21 protein-coding genes are annotated in these 18,109 nt (G+C 59.7%); 9 read left to right on the top strand and 12 right to left on the bottom strand.

What is annotated here, in order from left to right; translation table 11 throughout:
- The first annotated feature begins 123 nt into the window (after window positions 1-123).
- The 3 genes from dusB (at window position 124) to purH (ending at window position 3,077) form a co-directional block, all read left to right on the top strand.
- A complete protein-coding gene (gene dusB / locus B9Z51_RS10860) occupies window positions 124-1,155 on the top strand; it encodes a tRNA dihydrouridine synthase DusB (protein ID WP_108374435.1) in 1,032 nt (343 codons plus the stop codon).
- A complete protein-coding gene (locus tag B9Z51_RS10855) occupies window positions 1,152-1,391 on the top strand; it encodes a Fis family transcriptional regulator (protein WP_108374433.1) in 240 nt (79 codons plus the stop codon). Before dusB ends, B9Z51_RS10855 begins: the two co-directional genes overlap by 4 nt.
- Window positions 1,392-1,490: 99 nt before the next feature.
- The gene (gene purH, locus B9Z51_RS10850) at window positions 1,491-3,077 is read left to right on the top strand and encodes a bifunctional phosphoribosylaminoimidazolecarboxamide formyltransferase/IMP cyclohydrolase (protein ID WP_108374431.1); all 1,587 of its coding nucleotides are present in this window, start codon (window positions 1,491-1,493) and stop codon (window positions 3,075-3,077) included.
- Between the two features lie 83 nt (window positions 3,078-3,160).
- Here the strand turns inward: purH and B9Z51_RS10845 are convergent, their stop codons facing one another.
- The 4 genes from B9Z51_RS10845 to B9Z51_RS10830 are packed head-to-tail and all read right to left on the bottom strand — an operon-like array spanning window position 3,161 to window position 5,355.
- Entirely contained in the window at window positions 3,161-3,859 is a 699-nt protein-coding gene (locus B9Z51_RS10845) for a hypothetical protein (protein WP_108374429.1), read from the bottom strand.
- Between the two features lie 3 nt (window positions 3,860-3,862).
- On the bottom strand, window positions 3,863-4,366 hold the full coding sequence (locus B9Z51_RS10840) for a DUF2004 domain-containing protein (RefSeq protein ID WP_108374427.1): 504 nt from the start codon (window positions 4,364-4,366) through the stop codon (window positions 3,863-3,865).
- Window positions 4,367-4,415: 49 nt separating this feature from the next.
- Window positions 4,416-4,868, bottom strand: coding sequence for a hypothetical protein (locus B9Z51_RS10835; RefSeq protein WP_108374425.1), 453 nt, complete (start codon window positions 4,866-4,868; stop codon window positions 4,416-4,418).
- Window positions 4,861-5,355, bottom strand: a complete 495-nt coding sequence (locus B9Z51_RS10830; protein WP_108374423.1) for a DUF4259 domain-containing protein — start codon at window positions 5,353-5,355, stop codon at window positions 4,861-4,863. The genes B9Z51_RS10835 and B9Z51_RS10830 overlap by 8 nt, the downstream gene beginning before the upstream one ends.
- Before the next feature lie 344 nt (window positions 5,356-5,699).
- Here B9Z51_RS10830 and B9Z51_RS10825 point away from each other — a divergent pair, with 344 nt between their 5' ends.
- From B9Z51_RS10825 to B9Z51_RS10815, 3 genes are read left to right on the top strand one after another with little or no spacing between them, the layout of a single operon-like run.
- Window positions 5,700-6,131 carry a putative toxin-antitoxin system toxin component, PIN family gene (locus tag B9Z51_RS10825; RefSeq protein ID WP_108374973.1) on the top strand — a complete coding sequence of 144 codons (432 nt, stop codon included), beginning with the start codon at window positions 5,700-5,702 and terminating at the stop codon, window positions 6,129-6,131.
- A complete protein-coding gene (locus B9Z51_RS10820) occupies window positions 6,128-6,364 on the top strand; it encodes a toxin-antitoxin system HicB family antitoxin (RefSeq protein WP_108374421.1) in 237 nt (78 codons plus the stop codon). Before B9Z51_RS10825 ends, B9Z51_RS10820 begins: the two co-directional genes overlap by 4 nt.
- A 55-nt stretch (window positions 6,365-6,419) precedes the next feature.
- A complete protein-coding gene (locus B9Z51_RS10815; RefSeq protein ID WP_108374971.1) occupies window positions 6,420-7,667 on the top strand; it encodes a DEAD/DEAH box helicase in 1,248 nt (415 codons plus the stop codon).
- On the opposite strand, the gene B9Z51_RS10810 is transcribed toward B9Z51_RS10815, so the two are convergent.
- The 5 genes from B9Z51_RS10810 to B9Z51_RS10790 all read right to left on the bottom strand — a co-directional run bounded on the left by B9Z51_RS10810 (window position 7,668) and on the right by B9Z51_RS10790 (window position 14,287).
- Window positions 7,668-8,987, bottom strand: coding sequence for a TRAP transporter large permease subunit (locus B9Z51_RS10810; RefSeq protein WP_108374419.1), 1,320 nt, complete (start codon window positions 8,985-8,987; stop codon window positions 7,668-7,670).
- Between the two features lie 43 nt (window positions 8,988-9,030).
- Window positions 9,031-9,558, bottom strand: coding sequence for a TRAP transporter small permease (locus tag B9Z51_RS10805; RefSeq protein WP_233254917.1), 528 nt, complete (start codon window positions 9,556-9,558; stop codon window positions 9,031-9,033).
- Window positions 9,558-10,526 carry a TRAP transporter substrate-binding protein DctP gene (dctP, locus tag B9Z51_RS10800; RefSeq protein ID WP_108374417.1) on the bottom strand — a complete coding sequence of 323 codons (969 nt, stop codon included), beginning with the start codon at window positions 10,524-10,526 and terminating at the stop codon, window positions 9,558-9,560. The genes B9Z51_RS10805 and dctP overlap by 1 nt, the downstream gene beginning before the upstream one ends.
- A gap of 72 nt (window positions 10,527-10,598) precedes the next feature.
- Window positions 10,599-12,143 (bottom strand): indolepyruvate oxidoreductase subunit beta family protein, encoded by a 1,545-nt coding sequence (locus B9Z51_RS10795; protein ID WP_108374415.1) that lies wholly within the window; start codon window positions 12,141-12,143, stop codon window positions 10,599-10,601.
- The gene (locus tag B9Z51_RS10790; RefSeq protein WP_108374413.1) at window positions 12,140-14,287 is read right to left on the bottom strand and encodes an indolepyruvate ferredoxin oxidoreductase subunit alpha; all 2,148 of its coding nucleotides are present in this window, start codon (window positions 14,285-14,287) and stop codon (window positions 12,140-12,142) included. The genes B9Z51_RS10795 and B9Z51_RS10790 overlap by 4 nt, the downstream gene beginning before the upstream one ends.
- 163 nt (window positions 14,288-14,450) lie before the next feature.
- Here B9Z51_RS10790 and B9Z51_RS10785 point away from each other — a divergent pair, with 163 nt between their 5' ends.
- Window positions 14,451-15,380 (top strand): LysR family transcriptional regulator, encoded by a 930-nt coding sequence (locus B9Z51_RS10785; protein WP_108374411.1) that lies wholly within the window; start codon window positions 14,451-14,453, stop codon window positions 15,378-15,380.
- 24 nt (window positions 15,381-15,404) lie between these two features.
- Here the strand turns inward: B9Z51_RS10785 and B9Z51_RS10780 are convergent, their stop codons facing one another.
- A complete protein-coding gene (locus tag B9Z51_RS10780) occupies window positions 15,405-15,743 on the bottom strand; it encodes a DUF6172 family protein (RefSeq protein WP_108374409.1) in 339 nt (112 codons plus the stop codon).
- Between the two features lie 148 nt (window positions 15,744-15,891).
- On the opposite strand from B9Z51_RS10780, the gene B9Z51_RS10775 reads away from it, so the two are divergent.
- Together B9Z51_RS10775 and B9Z51_RS10770 are read left to right on the top strand one after the other, a co-directional pair.
- The gene (locus B9Z51_RS10775; protein WP_146187742.1) at window positions 15,892-16,176 is read left to right on the top strand and encodes a hypothetical protein; all 285 of its coding nucleotides are present in this window, start codon (window positions 15,892-15,894) and stop codon (window positions 16,174-16,176) included.
- Complete coding sequence (locus B9Z51_RS10770) at window positions 16,142-16,645, top strand: TA system VapC family ribonuclease toxin (RefSeq protein WP_158272870.1); 504 nt, start codon at window positions 16,142-16,144, stop codon at window positions 16,643-16,645. Before B9Z51_RS10775 ends, B9Z51_RS10770 begins: the two co-directional genes overlap by 35 nt.
- Before the next feature lie 25 nt (window positions 16,646-16,670).
- Here the strand turns inward: B9Z51_RS10770 and B9Z51_RS10765 are convergent, their stop codons facing one another.
- A complete protein-coding gene (locus B9Z51_RS10765) occupies window positions 16,671-17,657 on the bottom strand; it encodes a tripartite tricarboxylate transporter substrate binding protein (protein ID WP_233254916.1) in 987 nt (328 codons plus the stop codon).
- On the bottom strand, window positions 17,654-18,109 hold the full coding sequence (locus B9Z51_RS10760; protein ID WP_108374967.1) for a hypothetical protein: 456 nt from the start codon (window positions 18,107-18,109) through the stop codon (window positions 17,654-17,656). Before B9Z51_RS10760 ends, B9Z51_RS10765 begins: the two co-directional genes overlap by 4 nt.

The following is an 18,109-nucleotide window of genomic DNA, read 5'->3' as shown; positions in this document are numbered from 1 at the left end:
CGATGCCTATTTGCAGACGGTGGCATTGTGTCTAGCACACCCAGCTTTCAGTTGCTGAAATATTAAGCAACTACAATCGTGCCTCCTTTTTAGGCATTCCCTTTTCCAGAACACCTTCCAGTCATGCAGATTGGCCCTTATCTATTGCCGAACAACTTGTTTGTTGCCCCCATGGCGGGGGTGACGGATCGGCCTTTCCGTCAGCTGTGCAGACAGTTTGGGGCGGGCTATGCCGTGAGCGAAATGGTGACCTCGCGGCCTGATTTGTGGAAGTCACTGAAAACCTCACGCCGCGCCAACCACGAGGGGGAGCCGGGACCGATTGCGGTGCAAATTGCGGGCACCGAGGCGCAGATGATGGCCGACGCCGCGCGTTACAACATTGACCGGGGCGCGCAGATCATTGACATCAACATGGGCTGCCCGGCCAAAAAAGTCTGCAACAAATGGGCCGGGTCGGCCCTGATGCAAGACGAGCCGCTGGCGCTGGACATCATCTCGGCCGTGGTCGAGGCCGCCTTGCCGCACGGCGTGCCCGTGACGCTGAAGATGCGCACCGGCTGGTGCGATGCCGAAAAGAACGCCCTGAGCCTGGCCCGCGCCGCGCAAGCCGCAGGCGTGCAGATGGTCACTGTGCACGGCCGCACCCGCGAGCAGGGCTACAAAGGCTTTGCCGAATACGACACCGTGGCCGCCGTCAAAGCCGCGCTCAAGATCCCGGTGGTGGCTAATGGCGACATCGACTCCCCTGAAAAAGCCCGCGATGTGCTGAAGTTCACCGGTGCCGACGCCGTGATGGTTGGCCGCGCCGCGCAAGGCAGCCCCTGGATCTTTCGCGAAATCAGTCACTTTCTGGCCACGGGCGAACACCTGGCCCCGCCTCTGGTGGCCGAGGTGCGCCGTGCCCTGCTGGAGCACCTGCAAGACCACTACGGTTTGTATGGCGAATACACCGGGGTGCGCTCGGCGCGCAAACACATCGGCTGGTATGTGCGTGCGCTGCCGGGCGGTGATGCATTCAGAGAACACATGAACACCCTGGAGACCGCCGCGCAGCAGCTGAACGCGGTGGCCCATTTCCTGGATGGCCTGGCCAGCCAGATGGACCGACTGCCCACCCTGGCGGTGCAGCCGGTATTGGAGACATTGGAATGAGCGAACCACAATCGATTGAACACTGCATCCGGGGCAACCTGGAAACCTATTTCCGCGACCTGGACGGCACAGAGCCCACGGGCCTTTACGACATGCTGGTCAAGCTGGTTGAAAAACCCTTGCTCGACGTGGTGATGAACCAGTCGGGCCAGAACCAGTCGCGAGCTGCCGAATGGCTGGGCCTGAACCGCAACACCCTGCGCAAGAAATTGCTGGAGCACGATCTCCTCAAATGAATTCAGGCTAAGCGCATGCCCAGCCGCTGCACACCCTAGGCCGAAACCGTGTACCTCGGCCACCCACTGCGTACCTTTTAAATTTTCAAGAAAGTCCCCATGAGAGCCCTCATTTCCGTCTCTGACAAAACCGGCATCGTCGATCTGGCCAAAGAACTGCACGCCTTGGGCGTGGGCCTGATCTCCACCGGCGGCACCGCCAAGCTCTTGGCCGAACAAGGTTTGCCCGTGAGCGAAGTGGCCGAAGTCACAGGCTTCCCCGAAATGCTCGATGGCCGCGTCAAGACCCTGCACCCCAAGGTACACGGCGGCTTGCTGGCCCGTCGCGACACGCCCGAACACATGGCGGCATTGCAAGCGCATGGCATTGACACCATCGACTTGTTGATCGTCAACCTGTATCCGTTTGAAGCCACCGTGGCCAAGCCCGGTTGCACGCTGGCCGACGCGATTGAAAACATCGACATCGGCGGCCCCGCCATGGTGCGTTCTGCCGCCAAGAACTGGAAAGACGTGGGCATCGTCACCGACGCCAACCAATACGCTGACGTGATTGCCGAGCTGAAAGCCAACGGCAAACTCAGCGACAAGCTGCGCTTTGCTTTGTCTGTGGCCGCGTTCAACCGCATCAGCCAATACGACGGCGCGATCAGCAACTACCTCTCCAGCGTGAACTTTGAAGCTGAAAAACTCAGCGAAGACTACGTGCCCGAGCGTGCCCAGTTCTCAGGCCAGTTCAACGAGCAATACGTCAAAGTGCAAGACCTGCGCTACGGCGAAAACAGCCACCAGCAAGCCGCTTGGTACCGCGACTTGGCCCCTGCAGCCGGATCGCTGGCCACTGGCGTGCAGCTGCAAGGCAAAGAACTCAGCTACAACAACATCGCCGACGCCGATGCGGCGTGGGAATGTGTGAAGAGTTTCGAGACCACCGCGTGCGTCATCGTCAAACACGCCAACCCCTGCGGCGTGGCCGTGGGTGCGAACCCCCTCGAGGCCTACAGCAAGGCTTTTCAAACTGACCCCACCAGCGCGTTTGGCGGGATCATCGCCTTCAACCGCCCTGTGGACAAAGCCGCTGCCGAAGCAGTCAGCAAGCAGTTTGTTGAAGTCCTCATGGCCCCCGACTTCAGCGCCGAAGCGCTAGAAGTGTTCAAGAGCAAAGTGAATGTGCGCTTGATGAAAATCGCGCTGCCTGCCAATTACGGTGATGTGCGCAACGCGCTCGAAACCAAGCGCGTGGGCTCAGGACTCTTGCTGCAAAGCGCAGACAACCACGAGTTGGCTTTGGCCGACCTCAAGATCGTCACCGTCAAACAACCCACGCCTGAAGAGTTGAACGACTTGTTGTTCGCTTGGAAAGTGGCCAAGTTCGTCAAGTCCAACGCCATCGTGTTCTGCAAAAACGGCATGACCATGGGTGTGGGCGCAGGCCAAATGAGCCGCCTCGATTCAGCCCGCATCGCCAGCATCAAGGCCGAAGCCGCCAAGCTGAGCCTGCAACACACCGTGGTGGCGAGCGACGCCTTCTTCCCGTTCCGCGATGGCCTCGATGTGGTGGTGGACGCAGGTGCGACTTGCGTGGCCCAGCCCGGTGGCTCGATGCGCGACCAAGAAGTCATCGACGCCGCCAACGAGCGTGGCGTGGCAATGGTGTTTACGGGTGTGCGTCACTTCCGTCATTGATTCTGGTTGTCTGCGAGCGCTGCGAAGCCGCCCACTTTTGGGAGGCTTCGTGCCTCGCCTAGATTAATAAGCCAGTCTTAGCTTTACGTTTGGACGCTGTAGCCAAACAGCCCGATCAAACTGCCGCCATGGGTCAGCCCGACAGCAAGTCGTGGCAGCACACAGCCGAGACTCTCTGTGCCTTCCGGCCACTCTTCGGGAGTCAAGTTATACAGCGACCTGTCGTCCCCAATCTGGACGAATGCGGAGGACGTGAACTCGGGCCGCACGCTGAACCACTGGATCATCGCTCGCCACGTGACGAAGTAGTCGTCCTCAGACTCCTCTCCGTCCTGTTCGACCGCCGCCCACCAGCTTGTGCCCTCGGTCAGTGGTTCGATGGTGATCGTCGCTGGCGGGAAGATGGTGCCGCCGAACCGCGATCGGATCAGCGTTTCGTCAATGGTCGACGGGACCGATTCACCCACTGACCCAGCGATGAAGAATCCGTGGAACTCGTCGTCCGACTGAGATCCCATGCCCACCGAAACTCCCATCATCAGTTCTTCGACCTCAGCGGCCAGTTGGCGGCACAGGGCCAGTTCGACTGGATCGACTGCGTGGCGAATGGCGTCGCCTTCTCGGGCGATGAGACCGCTCCCGTACACGACGGCCCTGCGAGAAATCAGGTTGTTGGGCCATTGCGCATCGGGGTCACCTATGTCGTAGTGCGCCATGCATTCGTGGATGACTGCGAGCAGTTCTGAGTCAGGTTCGAAGTTGGTCAATGGTGCGTTCGTCATCGTTCAACTCTCCCAAGCAATCGTTGCAAGCTGGTAGTCCAGCGTTAATTTGACGGCCAGAATTTGATCGCTGTTTTCTGGCTCCATCATGTAGTCCAAGATGATGGGCGCATCAGGTTGATCGAGCCACATGCCGATATTCTGGAGCTTCATCTTGGCGGAAAAAGCTGCAGCCGAAATGTTGCCACCATTCGCATCAGCCAGAAGCTGGGCCATCACGTCACTGCCCTCGGTCAGCTCCTCCGCATGAAATTCGATGAAGTAGGCATCCTCTGTCAAATAGTGCGTCAACTGCTGGCGCGCAAAAACGTCCATCGCTGGCAGGTCTTGCAGAAACTTTGCAAAGGCATCCAGCATCGACGGATGTTGCTCGGCATCTGAGGCGTTGCCGCCCCATAAATGCACATCAAACGTTTCACCATTCAAGGTGTGTGATTGCTCCCAAATGATGCCATGCAATTCATCGGTGTCGAGAGGACCAAAGTAGGGATGGTTGAGATGATTCATGTGTTCCTTTAATAAACGTTATCGAGCGTGCCGTTGGGCACTTGTGTGGTTACTCTTCAACGCACATTCGAGCAAATGACTTGCAGTTTTCGCTGGCCATGGGGTGTTGAAGCACGGTCGTTACCACTTCTGCGTAGTAGCTTGGCTCGATGCCGCCATCTGCTGTGCGCTGCGATTCATCCATTCGCATCGTCCGATCGAGCCAACCCAGAACTTGAACGCTTGGCTGTCTTTGAAGAGACGCCACGAGTTGAGGTGAATAGGCCCCTACGGCTTGCGTTTCAAGGAACGAGCCAAAAGGTCCCGGGCCTCCGTAATCCAGTTCCGGGTATTTTTCTATCAGCGCCAGAATGCGTTGAAGGACTTGCTGGTAGTCATGCGAAGACAAGTCATCGAGGTGTGCATAAGCACGGTCAATGATGATCCACTTGTCTTGCTTCAACGCGGCTTCTTGAGCCGCCTTCAAAAGATCATCAAAGATTGAATTTAGCGGTTTAGCCAAGTGCAAATACCGTGTGTGAGCGAGTGGGTGGCGCTAGGGTCAGCGCCGCAATCAACTTATTCATGATGGCACTCCACTCTGCCAACTCTTCTGGGTCTTCTTCTCGTGTTTGACGCAGCCACAATTTCTCAGGATTTTCGGGGTCACCTGCAAGGATGAGCTCCATCATTTGTCGCGCTTTTTCTACCAAGACTGAACTTGGCCGCTCTTTGAGCGCTGCCACCCATTCATCCACAATATGAAGAGCGGAAAACGACTCGAACACTGGGATTCGTTCTTCAGACTGTGTGCCTTTGCCCAATACTTTGGCCAGCACCTCAGCAGCGGCGACTGCCTCTTCTTCTAGTCCAAACAGTCGGGGCGGCACCTCGGCAGTGATCGCATCGAGCGCTTGTTCGATGTAGCGGAGATCTTTGGTCTCATCCAATTCATAGGCCCAGTCGTTGGCAAAGTCGTTGCCAAATGGCTCAAATGACCATGTTCCCATAACCTGTCCTCCTTCTAAGGTTGTTTCAATGCGGACATAATTATCTCTTCAAAAATAATGCTATTTAATTAACTTTTATTGGGTTTGCACCGTCGGTTGAGCACCTTTATGTCCAATTGGCTATAGGCTCCAACAGTGCCCCCAACGAATCCAGTCGATGAAAACGGATAGACCTGGCTCACATGCGTTGAGGGTTTGCATAAACAATCCTGATGATGTGTGGCGGACTTAAATCGGTACGAATTGTCAAGCTGCTGCATACCCCCTCGATCCTTGGCGAAGAGCGCCTGTACCTTCCACCTTCCCCGCCCAAGCAGTCGATCGCTGATATCATTGGCAACATCATGAAAACCGTGTTGCTGGACTCCCATGTGCTGGTTGCAGCCTTGAGCAGCTCCCACGGCGCGTCTTATGCGCTGCTGCAAGCGGTGGCTTCGGCGCGCTTGCGCATGGTGGCGTCGCCCGCTTTGTGGCTCGAATACGAGTCGGTCCTCAAGCGCGATGCAATACGGGCCTTGCATGGTTTTTCTGCCGAACAGCTTGATGCGTTTTTGTCCGCCTTGGCCGTGTGGGTGGAGCCGGTGAGCTTGCATTACATCTGGCGGCCGCAGTTGCGCGATCCGGGTGATGAGATGGTGCTGGAGGCCGCCGTCAACGCGCGGGTACATGGCCTGGTCACCTTGAATGTGAAAGATTTTTCGATGGCCGCGCCACGCTTTGGCCTGGCCGTCAAAACGCCAGCCCAGGCCTTGGCCTTTTTGGAGGATGCCGTATGAGTACCTTTGCCCTTCGTTTGCCCGATTCTTTGTACGCCCATGCGCGCAAGTTGGCGGAACAAGACCAGGCCTCGCTCAACCAGTTCATCACCGTGGCGGTGGCCGAGAAGGTGTCGGCCCTCAATGCGGCCGCTTTTTTTGCTGAACGTGCTGGGGTGGCCAAGCCGGGCGATTTGGCCAGCTTTTTGGCTATGGTGCCCGAACGTTCTCCGCTGGAGGGTGATGAGCGATGAGCCGTGTCACCTTGATCCTTTCCCTGTCGCCATTTTTTGAGGATCAAGTATGAGCTTGACTTTTGGCCCCTTGGGCCTTTCTCCCGCGCTGCAACGCGCCGTGTCCGACATGGGCCTCTATGCCCCCACCCCCATTCAGGCCGAGGCGATTCCGGCGGTGCTGAAATCTGCCGACGTGTGGGCCACCGCGCCCACCGGCTCGGGCAAGACGCTGGCGTTTGCTTTGCCTTTGCTCCAGCATTTGCTGGCCGCGCCGCGCCAGACCAACTTCCGCCGCCCCATCCGCACCCTGGTGCTGGTGCCCACGCGCGAGCTGGCGGTGCAGGTGGGCGATGTGTTGGCCAATCTGGCTTACAAGCTGCCGCAATCCTTGAAGGTGAATACCGTGTTTGGCGGTGTGTCGGTCAACCCGCAAATGATGGCGCTGCGTGGCGGTGCCGACATTGTGGTGGCCACACCGGGTCGGCTGCTGGATTTGATTGACCAAAACGCCGTGCGCCTGGCCGATGTGCAGCATTTGGTGCTGGACGAAGCCGACCGCCTGCTGGATTTGGGCTTTGCGGATGAGTTGCAGCGCGTGCTGGCGCTGCTGCCTGCCAAGCATCAAACGCTGCTGTTTTCGGCCACGTTTGCACCCGAGGTGGAATCGCTGGCGGCCAAGCTGCTGCAAGACCCTGTGCGCATCACGGTGGAGGCCTTTGAAGGCCACAAGCCCGACATCACCCAACGTGCCATTGCCGTGGACGAGAAAAGCCGCACCGCCTTGCTGCGCCACCTGATTCAAGAAAACGGCTGGAAGCAGGTGCTGGTGTTTGTGGCCACGCGCTATGCCTGTGAGCATGTGGCGAACAAGCTTTACAAGGCGGGTGTGTTTGCCACGCCTTTCCATGGCGAGATGAGCCAAGGTGCAAGGCAAGAGGTGCTCAGCGAATTCAAGGCCGGCCGCTGGGATGTGGTGGTCACCACTGATCTGGCCTCACGCGGCATCGACATCGCCATGCTGCCCGTGGTGGTCAACTACGACCTGCCACGCTCGGCCACAGACTACACCCACCGCATCGGCCGCACGGGCAGGGCGGGGGCGCACGGTGACGCGGTGAGTTTTGTCACTGCCGCTGCACTGGCGCATTGGCAGCTGATCCAAAAACGCGAAAGCCTGGAGCTGCCTTTGGAGCAAATTCCAGGCTTTGAGCAGACCGAAACCCCACCACCACCTTCGCCGGGCAATGGCGGCATCAAGGGTTCACGGCCCAGCAAAAAAGACAAGCTGCGGGCGGCAGGTCTGCTCAAATCGAACGATTGATCAGCCCATCCACCCGGGCAGCCAGGTCGCGATGCCGGGCACCATGAACACGGCAGCCAGCAGCAGCAAACTCATCACCACATAGGGTGTCACCGCCATGAAGATGTGGCCCATGGTGACCGAGGGTGGTGCGACGCCTCGCATCGTCATGAGCAGCAAACCGTGTGGCGGCAAGAGCAGGCCCAGTTGCATGCAGATCAAAAACAGCACGCCAAACCAGACCGGGTCGATGCCCAGGGTGTTCACAATCGGCATGAAGATGGGCAGGGTGATCATCATCATGCTGACCTGGTCCACAAAGATGCCCAGAAAGATCAGCAGCAGCATCATGCCGATCAGGATCTGGTTGGCCGACAGACCATGGCCGGTGATGAACTGCACCAAGCCTGAGCTGGCCCCCGAGAAAGACAGAATCTGCGCAAAGGTGGTGGCGCCCAGGATGATGAACAAAATCATGCCGGAAATGCCTGCCGTGCCTTTGAGGGCTTTGAGCACCGCCTCCCATCGCAGCACGCGGTAAAGCGCGGCCAGGAACATGGTGGCAAAAGCACCCAAAGCGGCGCATTCGGTGGGGGTGGCCCAGCCTGCGGCCAAAGCGCCCACCACCACGCCAAAAATCGACAACGTGGGCATGACATAGGCAAACAGCAGATGCCAGCGCGCCCAACCGTGGTGCTGCTCGACCTCGGTGTCGGCGGGGGCCAGGTGCGGACTGATGCGCACGCGCACAATGATCCACGCCACAAAGGCCACCGACAGCAAAATGCCCGGCATCACGCCGCCCAGCAGCAGTTTGGAAATCGAGATGCCCGACAGCGAGCCCAGCAGCACGGTGAGGGCCGAAGGTGGGATCAGCATGTCCACCGCGCCAATGGCCATGATGGGGCCGGTGGCGATGGTGGGGTGGTAACCGCGTGCCAGCATGACGGGCAGCATGAGCGAGCCCAACATGGCCGTGGTGGCGATGGTGGAGCCCGAGATGGCCGAAAACACCGTGCCCGCCACCACAGCGACCACCGCCAGACGACCCGGTACGCGGATGATGAGCCGCTCCACGCCTTCAATCACCTTGAGGGCCAGGCCGGTGTGAAACAAAACCTCGCCCATCAGCACAAACAACGGAATGGGCGTGAGCGCAAAAGCCGTGACCGAACTGACGCTGTTGCGCACCAGTTGCACCAGCCCGGGTTCGCCCCCCATGTAGAGCACGGCACCCACGATGTTGACGCCCAAAAAAGTCAGGGCCACCGGCATGCCCATGAACAGCAGCAAGGTCGAGCCGCCCAACATCAACCAGGCTGCGATTTGCCAACTGCTCATATCCAGGCTCCAAGGGGGAAAGCGTTCACGGAAAAACTCAGGTTCAAGCGGCGCTCACAGCGTCCTGGCGAGGACCGCGCTCGGCATGCAGCAGACGGTGCATGCGAAACACCATCTCGATGGACAGCAGCACAAACACCACCGGCAAAGGCGCCAGCGACCACCATTCGGGTGTGACCAGGGTTTTGATGCTCATGGAGCCTGCTGCATAACTGGCCCAAGTGGCCTGCGCACCGTACCAGGCCAGCACCAAACAACACATCAGCCCGAGCACATCGCCCACCCATTCCAGCGTCCAGGCGGCGCGCGGTGGAATGGCTTGCAGAAAAATGTCCACCCGGATGTGCTGACCCTGGCGCAGCAGCCAAGGGGCGACGCACATGGTGATCAAGTACAGCATCAGCTCAGACACCTCGTTGCTCCAGGACAGCCCCAGCGGCATGCCGGGGATGGCCAGGTTGCGCAGCGCCACGTCGGCCACGATGATGAGCATCATGGCCAACAGCAGCAGGCAGCCGAACAGGGCCAGTGCGGACATCCACCGGCCAAACCGTTCAGACAGGGCGTTCATCATTTCGAGAACAATGGCTTGAAGCGCGCAGCCACTTCAGGGCTTTGCTTGGCCGCACCGGCCCAGCCAATGTCGTAGGCCTTGTCGCGAAATGCCTTGCTGGTGGCCGCATCAAAGCTGATGGTTTGAATGCCGGCTTTGGCCTGACGGGCGATTTCTTCTGCTGAATACTTTGCCCAGAAGGTGTTTTCTGCTTCCAGCGCGAGCAGCTGCTTTTGCAGGTAGTTGCGCTGCGCATCGGTGAGCTTTTTGTAGGCGGGCAGGTTCATGATCAGCGAGACTTCGGCGTCGTAGAAGCCCGGGTCGATGCGGAACTTGGTTTTCTCATGCCAGTTGAAGTCAAAAATGCCGCCAATCGGCCAGCCATAACCGTCCACCACACCGCGCTCCAGGGCGGTGTAGACCTCGCCCGGCGGTGTGGTGATCACACTGGCGTTCAGGGCTTGAAAGAAGTCGCGGTACACAGGCGTGATGCGGATTTTTTGACCCGCCAGGTCAGGCTTGTCGACCTTCTTGTTGGTGTAGATGTGGAAGGGCTGGTTTTCCACCATGCGTGCCAGGTACTGCATGTTGCCTTTTTCATTCCAGACCTTGTTGATGGCATCGAACGCACCGTTTTTGCGCTGTTCGGCCACAGGGATCTGGGTCAACTTCAGAAAGTCGGCTTCGGGCATGACGTTGGTGTAGAACGCGCCTGTGTTCAAGGCCATGTCGACCACGCCTGTCTTGACCGCGTTGCCCAGCTCAAACGACGGAATGGCGCGTGGCCCACCGATGAAGTTGATTTGCAAAACGCCTTTGCCCTCGGCGTTGACCTTGTTGATCCAGGGCTGCAGGCGTTGCACGTAGATGCCGTTTTCAGCAAAGCCGCTGATCAGGCGCAGGGTGACTTCTTGCGCCAGCGTGGCCGAACTGGCGCCGAGTGCCAAAACCAGTGCGGTGGCCTGGGTGAGTAAACGTCGTTTCATGGGCTAGTCTCCTGTTGTGGTTGGGGTCGATCGGAAATTTGAAGGGTAGTCGTGTTGGCCCATGTGCAGGCGTCACGCAGGTGCCAGTTGCTTCACGGCCTGATCAAGCGCCTGGCCACTGTCGTCGGCCAAGGCCGCTTTGCGCAAGGCACTCAGTCGGTTGGCTGCGTCGGGCAATTGTTGAAGGCGAGGCAAAGTGGTCATGAGTTTTTCAAAATGCCGCCAGCCCCGTGCATGGGTGTCGCCATAGCCTTTGACCAGCTGCTGAGCGTGCAGAACTTCGAGCGCCAGATCGGCGTGTTGCGTCAGCAGGACCATTGCCTGCGCCCACCAGCTTTCGATGCGTTGTTGCTCGGTTTCGTAGCGCAAAGACACAGGCCGAATACGGCGCAAGCTGGCCACACAATAAAGCAGCAGAAAACCGCGCAAGGAGCTCGTTTGCACCACGCGGCCTTTTTGCGTGAAGCGACCGACCACGGCGCGCGCTGTCTTGGAGCCCAGCAACCAACGGCCCATGCCCGCAGGCAGGGTGTCGGCAATTTCTTCCAGGCGCGGGTGCATGAATTCGTGGATGTCGATCAGCTGCTTTTCGCTCAGGCTCACTTCCTGGCTCACGCGTGCAAAACGTGAGCGGCGGGTTTTCAAATCGGCCACGCGCACCGTGTCTTCGTAAGACATCCACAAGGCCAGGTGGCGAGCGCCCTCGCGCAAGATCTCTTCGGCCAAGCTGGTGGCCGTGTTTGACGAGGCCAGCGCACCAGTCATTTCTTGTAAACGCTGCGCATACAGGGTGGCATAAGCCACATCCTGGTAATCGGCCAGACGCGTCAAACCCGAGGCGATGACCTCGTGCGCCGCGGGCGCGAACACGCCTTCCAGACTTTGTGCCAAGCCCTGCAACTTGGGGCCGACTTGGCGGTGCAAAGGCAAAGCCACAGGGGTGGCATCGGCCACGCTGGACGAGCTGGGCTGCAGCACCTGCATGGCCGCATCAAAGCCAGCGGCAAAAGCCTTCAGACTGGTTTTGACGCCCACACCGCTGCGCTCGATGGTGGCTTCGAATTGCGCCCTTGAAAACGGCAGGCGCTGGCTGGCCGCCAGCGCGCCATACAAGGCCGGCGCAATCAAGCTACCTGTTTGCTCGGCCAGTTGGGCAAAGTCGGCGCTGATGAACTGCTGTGCGGCGGCCTGTGCCCCCGCCAACAGCTTGGCCGTATCCACACGCCCGTCGCCCATGGCGGTGCGCTCGGTCATTGAATACACGCGGTGCGATGACGCGATGAAGGTGGTTTTGTCGGCATCCACCAGCCCGCGCTGCAAGGCGCGACCAGCTTCCATCAATTCGGAGGCCAGCACGATGTCGACTTCGCCCGGAAACGGGCTGAGCGCCATCACGGGCATTTGCCCCGAAGGCGATGCCGATTGCGGGTACATCTCGATGTAGTACACCGTGGCACCGGTGCGCTGCGCAACGCCGGGCACCGAGGTGGTCTGGGCCCAATGGCCGTTGTGCTCGGCCAGGTCGACCAGCCAGTCGGCCAGCACGCCGCCGCCTTCACCGCCCATGGCCAAAATGGCCAGGCTGATGATGCCTTGGGGTCGCTTGGTGTCGTTCATGCGGCAATGCCTTCCAGGCGGCGTTCAATGCGGTTTTGAAGCCAGCCAATCACGCGCTCACGCAGACCTTGCTTGAAGCGGTCCCAGGCGGTGGGGTTGTTGATGATCTCGGCCCGATAAAACGAAGGGCAGAGCACGGCAGCATGCGAGACCTCGCCGCACAGGCCGCAGCCCACGCAACTGTCGGCCACAGCCGCCACCGGGTCCTGGCGCAGCGGGTCGGGGTTGGGTTTGATGCTGAGCGAGGGGCAGCCCGACAGGCGGATGCAGGAGTGGTCGCCGGTGCAGGTGTCGGGGTCAATGCCAAAGCGCTCACGCACCACGCGTTCGCCTTTTTGGATGCGCTGGCGAATCATTGGCTTGACGCGGCGCTGGCGGTTGAGCATGCACTCGCTTTGCGCCACGATGACCTTGGGGCCTTGCTGCTTCGTGGTCAGGGCGTCACGCAGGGCTTGGCGCATTTGGTCCAGGCTGTAGGTGTTGGTGACCGTCTTGACCCATTCCACGCCCACGCCGCGCACGGCTTTTTCAATCGGGTTGTTGGTGTTGCGGATCGGGTTGATGGCCTTGGACGACAGCACGTCTTGCCCGCCCGTGGCGGCCGAATAACCGTTGTCCACCACCAGCAGCAAGTTGTCGGACTGGTTGAACACCGCGTTGCCCACGCCGCTGGTCAGGCCGTTGTGCCAGAAACCGCCGTCGCCCATGATCGAGACGGTGCGTTTGCTCGTCTCGCTGGTGTTGAAGGCCGAAGCACCCGCCCAGCCCAGGCCATAGCCCATGGTGGTGGCGCCAATGTTGAAGGGCGGCAGGATCGAAAACAGGTGGCAACCAATGTCACAGCTCACATGGTGCTGGCCCAGCTCTTTCTCGATCATCTTGATGGCCGTGAAGATGGGCCGTTCGGGGCAACCGGTGCAAAACGAGGGGGGGCGTGGGTGCACCTGGGCCACCGCTTCGCTGATCGCCAGCTGGTGGGTCGCTTGAACTGCGGGCACCGCTGCAGGCAGCAGGTGCGCCGCGTATTGCGCGATGAATGCCCGGATGCCTTTGAGCACCACCCCGCCGGTGTATTCGCCGCCCATGGGCAGCACGTCTTTGCCGTGGATGTGGGTGTTCAGACCCGCTTTGTGCAAGATGCTGTGGATGTTTTGCTCGATGAAGTCGGGTTGGCCTTCTTCCACCACCAGCAGGCCGCGCTTGCCGGTGCAAAAGCGTTTGAATTCATCGTCGACCAGGGGGTAGGTGATGTTCAGCACATACAGCGGAATATCGGTTTGCCCGAAGTCATCGGCCAGGCCCAGCAGTTGCAGTGCGCGCACTACACCGTTGTACAGGCCGCCTTGCATGACGATGCCAAAGTCTTGCGCACCTTCTGAGAAAAATTCGTTGAGCTGGTGTTCCTGAATGAACTTCAGGGCCGCAGGCCAGCGCTTGTGGGTTTTTTCTTGCTCGTGCAGGTAGCTGGCAGGCGGCAGCACGATGCGGTTGACATCGCGCTTGGGGTTTTCAATGGCGTCTTTGAGCGTGAAGCTGGGCCGCACGTTGTCGCGGGTGGGAAAGCGGCCATGCACATGGCAGGCGCGGATGCGCAACTCCAACATCACCGGCGTGTTGCTGGCTTCGGACAATTCAAACCCTTTTTCCACCGCGTGCACGATGCTTGGCAGGTTGGGGCGCGGGTCGATCAACCAAACCTGCGACTTCATGGCAAAAGCGTGCGAGCGCTCTTGCATGATGCTGGAGCCCTCGCCGTAATCCTCTCCCACGATCAGCATGGCGCCGCCGGTGACGCCACCCGAGGCCAAATTGGCCAGCGCGTCAGACGCCACATTGGTGCCCACGGTCGATTTGAACGTGACCGCACCGCGCAGCGGGTAATTGACCGAGGCGGCCAAAGTGGCGGCCGCCGTGGCCTCTGAGGCGCTGTGCTCGAAATGCACCCCCAGCTCTTGCAGGATGTCGTTGGCGTCGGTCAGCACATCCATCAGGTGCGAGATGGGTGCGCCTTGGTAGCCCGCCACATACGACACGCCTGACTGCAGCAAGGCCTTGGTGACGGCCAGAATGCCCTCACCGTGGAACTCGTCGCCATCGCCCAAGCGCAGTTTTTGCACCTCTTGCACAAACGAGCGTTCAGCCATGCCCAAAACCTTTCATGGGGGCCTTGCCCCGTGGGGTTGCCAGATTCAATGCACGCAATTTAGGGCAGCGCAGGCCTTGCTGCAAATGGATTCTTCCAATGCGCTACATTGATGTTGTGAATAATTGGTAGCAACCCTTATTCATATGAACCATGGGTAAAGCATGAATTTTCGACAACTCGACCTGAACCTTTTGCGTGTGCTGGTGGCCATTCACCGCACCCGATCTGTCACGGCCGCAGGCAAGGCACTGGCCTTGTCGCAGCCCGCCACCAGCAATGCACTGGCACGTTTGCGTGAATTTTTTGGCGACGATTTGTTTGTGCGATCACCCGCCGGGCTGCAACCCACCCGCTTGTGCGAGCAGCTCGCACCGGCCATGCAGTCGCAACTCCTGGCCATGGAAAGTTTGGTGCTCAACCACCAGCCGTTTGACGCCCTGAGCAGCCAGCGGCATTGGCAGCTGTCCTTGTCTGATTTAGGTGAAATCCTGTTTCTGCCACGCCTGGCCGCTGCCTTGCGCAGCGAATCGCCCCAAGCCTCTTTGTCCAACATTTCCGTCGATGCCGCCCAGGTTGCATCTGCACTGGAGGCGCGTGACATTGACATGGCCATTGGCATCTTGAAACCGCAGCACCGGGGCATTCGCAGTCAGTTGCTGTTCAAAGAACGCTACATGGCGGTTTCTTCGAAAGACTGGGTGCCTGCCCCCCTGGGTCGCAGCAAAACGCTCAGCCCAGCGCAATTGGCTCAAGCCCGGTTTGTGGTGGTCTCGCCCACGGCCACTTTCCATGGCAGCGTTGAAAAAATGCTGACGGGCATGAAACTGCAAGACCGGATTCTGGTCAGGCCCCGCCATTTCGGCTCGATTGCCGAGTTGACCCAAAGCACCGATTTGCTGTCCATCGTGCCCGAGATGTATGCCCGCGACTTGAGCCAGAGTTTGAAGCTGCAGATGTGGGCGATTGAAGACGCACCGGCCTATGAAGTGAATCTGGTATGGCATGCCAGCACAGAGCAAGACGCGGATCAGCAGTGGATGCGGGGACTGATTCAGAGGCTGCTTTTGAGGGCGCAGCGGAACAGCGTTTGAGGTTTTTTTGACCTCATGAATGATTCAATCGGACTGGGGCAAATCGTCCTCACCCGAAGCGTCGCCTGATTCGTTTGGCGCGCGCAGGACTCGCACGCCGTGCTTGCTCAAAATTTTCACATACACCGAGGCCGAGCCCGACTTGGCCGCTGCGTCCACCGCCTCGATCACACCGCTCACGCGCACCACTTCGGCGCTTTCGGCGGTCAGGCCCACTTTGCAGTCAAAGTCCCAAAAATCTGCGCCTTTGGGCACAGCGCGGTTTCGTTCGCGTTTGAAGTATTTGCGGATCTCGTGTTTGACGGCTTCGAGCACACGGTCAGGGTGCTTGCCTTCGGCTTGCAGGGGGAAATTTTTTTTCATCGTTTGTCCTTGGGGTGGGGGCAAGCGCCCGTTCCGGACGTGAATGCAGGGGCGAATTATCGCTGGTTTGCCCGACAGCTTGAGCTTTGGCCGGGTCGTGGGTCAGATCAGCTTGCGCATTTTGATGCGTTTATGCAAAAATGCAGACATGCGTACTTCACTTGATTTTCCTGATTTGCTGTTCAAGCACCTCAAGACCCGGGCCGCCCAAGAGGGGCGCACCCTGCGCGACCTGGTCATTGAGCTGGTTGAGCGGGGCTTGAACGCCCGCGAAGTGGTGGACCCGCGGCAGCGGTTTGAAGCCAGGCCCATGGTCATCCCCAATCAAGGGCCATTGCCGCTGGATCTGAGCAAGTTGAGCAATGCTGACCTGTATGAAATCATCAACAAAGACGACGATGACCGAGCCATCGAACTCATGGCGCGCCGCTGAGGCTTCAGCCAATTGGCGTTTGGCACCAGGCGATTTGCCCGATGTGAACATTTGGGTGGGCTTGTGCTGCGCCGCACACCCGTCGCATGCGGCGGCCATGCGGTACTGGGAATCGACCTGCGAGGCAGGAACCACTTTGTGGTTTTGCCGCACCACCATGTTGGGTTTGGTTCGCATCTTGTCGCAGCCCCGTGCGATGGGCCCCAATGTCTTGAGTCTGACGCAAGCCATGGTCATGTACAGGCAGTGGCTTGACACCCCGGCGGTGGGTTTGTTGGTCGATCCGCCTGGGGTGGATGACGCGATTGAGCAGATTCTGGGGCGTCGAGCGGAACCGCAGCCCATTCGCTTGTGGACAGACATTGGACTGGCAGCCACCGCACAAAGTGCGGGCCTGCGCATGGTCACCTTTGACCGTGACTTTGAGCGGTTTGGTCTGGAGCGATGCCTGGTCTTGCCACAAGACTGAAGCCCGTTCAGGGCAGTGTTTGGGTTCAGTCGGCCTGAATCTTCGCTTCGCGCACGATGCTGCCCATGTGCTTGTATTCGCTGCTCACGGCTTTGGCGAAGTCAGCCACTGAGGCGGGAGCGGCCACGCATTCGGCCGCGATCAAGCGCTCGCGCAAGGCGGGCAGGGCCAGCACCGCGTTGATCTGCGCATGGAGTTTTTCAACGATGGCGCTGGGCACGCCCGACGGGGCAAAAATGCCAAAACGCGAGCTGAAGTTGGCTGCAGCGAAACCCAGCTCGGCCAGCGTGGGCACCCCGGGCAGCGCATCCAGCCGCGCTGCAGCGCCCACGGCCAGGGCACGCAGGCGGCTTTCCTTGATGTGTTGCAGCACCACACCCGAGGCGTTGGTCGACAAAATTTCGAATTGCCCGCTCAGTGCGTCGGTGATCTGCTGGCCGCCGCCCTTGTAGGGCACATGGGTGATGCGCACCTGCGCGCTGCTGCGGATGTTCTCCAGCATCAGGTGGCCCAGCGATCCCGAGCCCGAAGTCGCCCAGCGCAAGGCGTCGGGCTGCTGCTTGGCGCGGGCCAGCAGGGCCTTGAAGTCGCCTTGGGTCAGGGCCGGTGTGGCCGCGATCAGCACAGGCGAGTACATCACGCTGGCCACGGGCGTGAGGTCTTTCACGGCGTCATAAGGCAGGCTGCTCAAGTGAGGGCTGAGCGTCAGCGGTGACAGGGCGGTGAACACCAGGCTGTAGCCATCGGGTGCCGACTTGGCCACTGCATTGACCGCCAGCGAGCCACCTGCCCCGGCGCGGTTGTCCACCAGCACGGGCATGCCCAGTCGTGTGGTGAGCTGCTCGGCCAAGGCGCGTGCCACCATGTCGCTCACACCCCCAGGTGGGTAGGCGACGGTGAGTTTGATGGGTTTGGCGGGCCAGGTTGGGCTTTGGGCCCACAAGGGCAAAGCACTGCACAGCAGAGCAGTCAGCCAGCTTCGGCGATCCAGGTGGGGCGCAAGCGGTGTCAAGGCAGTCTGAATTTGAGTTGAAAGCTCAGCGCGCCGTACAGGCGGTCTTTGAGTGGCGGGACCAAGGCCACGTTCAGACCCCATGGACCCGATTCGTAAGTGGCCACGGGCAGTACGGCCGGGAACCAGCCTCCATTGAAGGCCTTGGGGTAGCCATTGAACGCACCGCCCACCACGCCCAGCTTGATGCCAGACACGACCCAAGGTTGGTAGTAGGCGCCCACATAACTGGAGTTTGCGCTGTCGCTGTTGATGAAGCGGCCCGCTGTGGCAGACCAGGCGTCATCAAGCTTGTACTCAAACCCCAGACCGGGATTGGCGTTGCGCAGGCCTTTGTCGGTGTCAAAGTGCGCCGAATAGAACCCGGCGTTGACCCACAAGCGGCTGGCGTCAAAGTCTGCCCGCGCCAGACCCGCCGACAGCAACAGGGCCAGAGCGAGCAGCGCTTTCAT

It is taken from the genome of Limnohabitans sp. T6-5, from assembly GCF_003063315.1.
In the GTDB taxonomy this organism is placed as follows: domain Bacteria; phylum Pseudomonadota; class Gammaproteobacteria; order Burkholderiales; family Burkholderiaceae_C; genus Limnohabitans_A.
This window is presented reverse-complemented; position numbering and strand designations above follow the sequence as displayed.

What these genes read in the sequence shown, in the direction of transcription:
- dusB (WP_108374435.1), top strand. Translation starts at nt 124, where the DNA reads ATGCAGATTGGCCCTTATCTATTGCCGAACAACTTGTTTGTTGCCCCC.
- B9Z51_RS10855 (WP_108374433.1), top strand. Translation starts at nt 1,152, where the DNA reads ATGAGCGAACCACAATCGATTGAACACTGCATCCGGGGCAACCTGGAA.
- purH (WP_108374431.1), top strand. Translation starts at nt 1,491, where the DNA reads ATGAGAGCCCTCATTTCCGTCTCTGACAAAACCGGCATCGTCGATCTG.
- B9Z51_RS10845 (WP_108374429.1), bottom strand. Translation starts at nt 3,859, where the DNA reads ATGACGAACGCACCATTGACCAACTTCGAACCTGACTCAGAACTGCTC.
- B9Z51_RS10840 (WP_108374427.1), bottom strand. Translation starts at nt 4,366, where the DNA reads ATGAATCATCTCAACCATCCCTACTTTGGTCCTCTCGACACCGATGAA.
- B9Z51_RS10830 (WP_108374423.1), bottom strand. Translation starts at nt 5,355, where the DNA reads ATGGGAACATGGTCATTTGAGCCATTTGGCAACGACTTTGCCAACGAC.
- B9Z51_RS10825 (WP_108374973.1), top strand. Translation starts at nt 5,700, where the DNA reads ATGAAAACCGTGTTGCTGGACTCCCATGTGCTGGTTGCAGCCTTGAGC.
- B9Z51_RS10820 (WP_108374421.1), top strand. Translation starts at nt 6,128, where the DNA reads ATGAGTACCTTTGCCCTTCGTTTGCCCGATTCTTTGTACGCCCATGCG.
- B9Z51_RS10810 (WP_108374419.1), bottom strand. Translation starts at nt 8,987, where the DNA reads ATGAGCAGTTGGCAAATCGCAGCCTGGTTGATGTTGGGCGGCTCGACC.
- B9Z51_RS10805 (WP_233254917.1), bottom strand. Translation starts at nt 9,558, where the DNA reads ATGAACGCCCTGTCTGAACGGTTTGGCCGGTGGATGTCCGCACTGGCC.
- dctP (WP_108374417.1), bottom strand. Translation starts at nt 10,526, where the DNA reads ATGAAACGACGTTTACTCACCCAGGCCACCGCACTGGTTTTGGCACTC.
- B9Z51_RS10795 (WP_108374415.1), bottom strand. Translation starts at nt 12,143, where the DNA reads ATGAACGACACCAAGCGACCCCAAGGCATCATCAGCCTGGCCATTTTG.
- B9Z51_RS10790 (WP_108374413.1), bottom strand. Translation starts at nt 14,287, where the DNA reads ATGGCTGAACGCTCGTTTGTGCAAGAGGTGCAAAAACTGCGCTTGGGC.
- B9Z51_RS10785 (WP_108374411.1), top strand. Translation starts at nt 14,451, where the DNA reads ATGAATTTTCGACAACTCGACCTGAACCTTTTGCGTGTGCTGGTGGCC.
- B9Z51_RS10780 (WP_108374409.1), bottom strand. Translation starts at nt 15,743, where the DNA reads ATGAAAAAAAATTTCCCCCTGCAAGCCGAAGGCAAGCACCCTGACCGT.
- B9Z51_RS10775 (WP_146187742.1), top strand. Translation starts at nt 15,892, where the DNA reads ATGCGTACTTCACTTGATTTTCCTGATTTGCTGTTCAAGCACCTCAAG.
- B9Z51_RS10770 (WP_158272870.1), top strand. Translation starts at nt 16,142, where the DNA reads ATGACCGAGCCATCGAACTCATGGCGCGCCGCTGAGGCTTCAGCCAAT.
- B9Z51_RS10760 (WP_108374967.1), bottom strand. Translation starts at nt 18,109, where the DNA reads ATGAAAGCGCTGCTCGCTCTGGCCCTGTTGCTGTCGGCGGGTCTGGCG.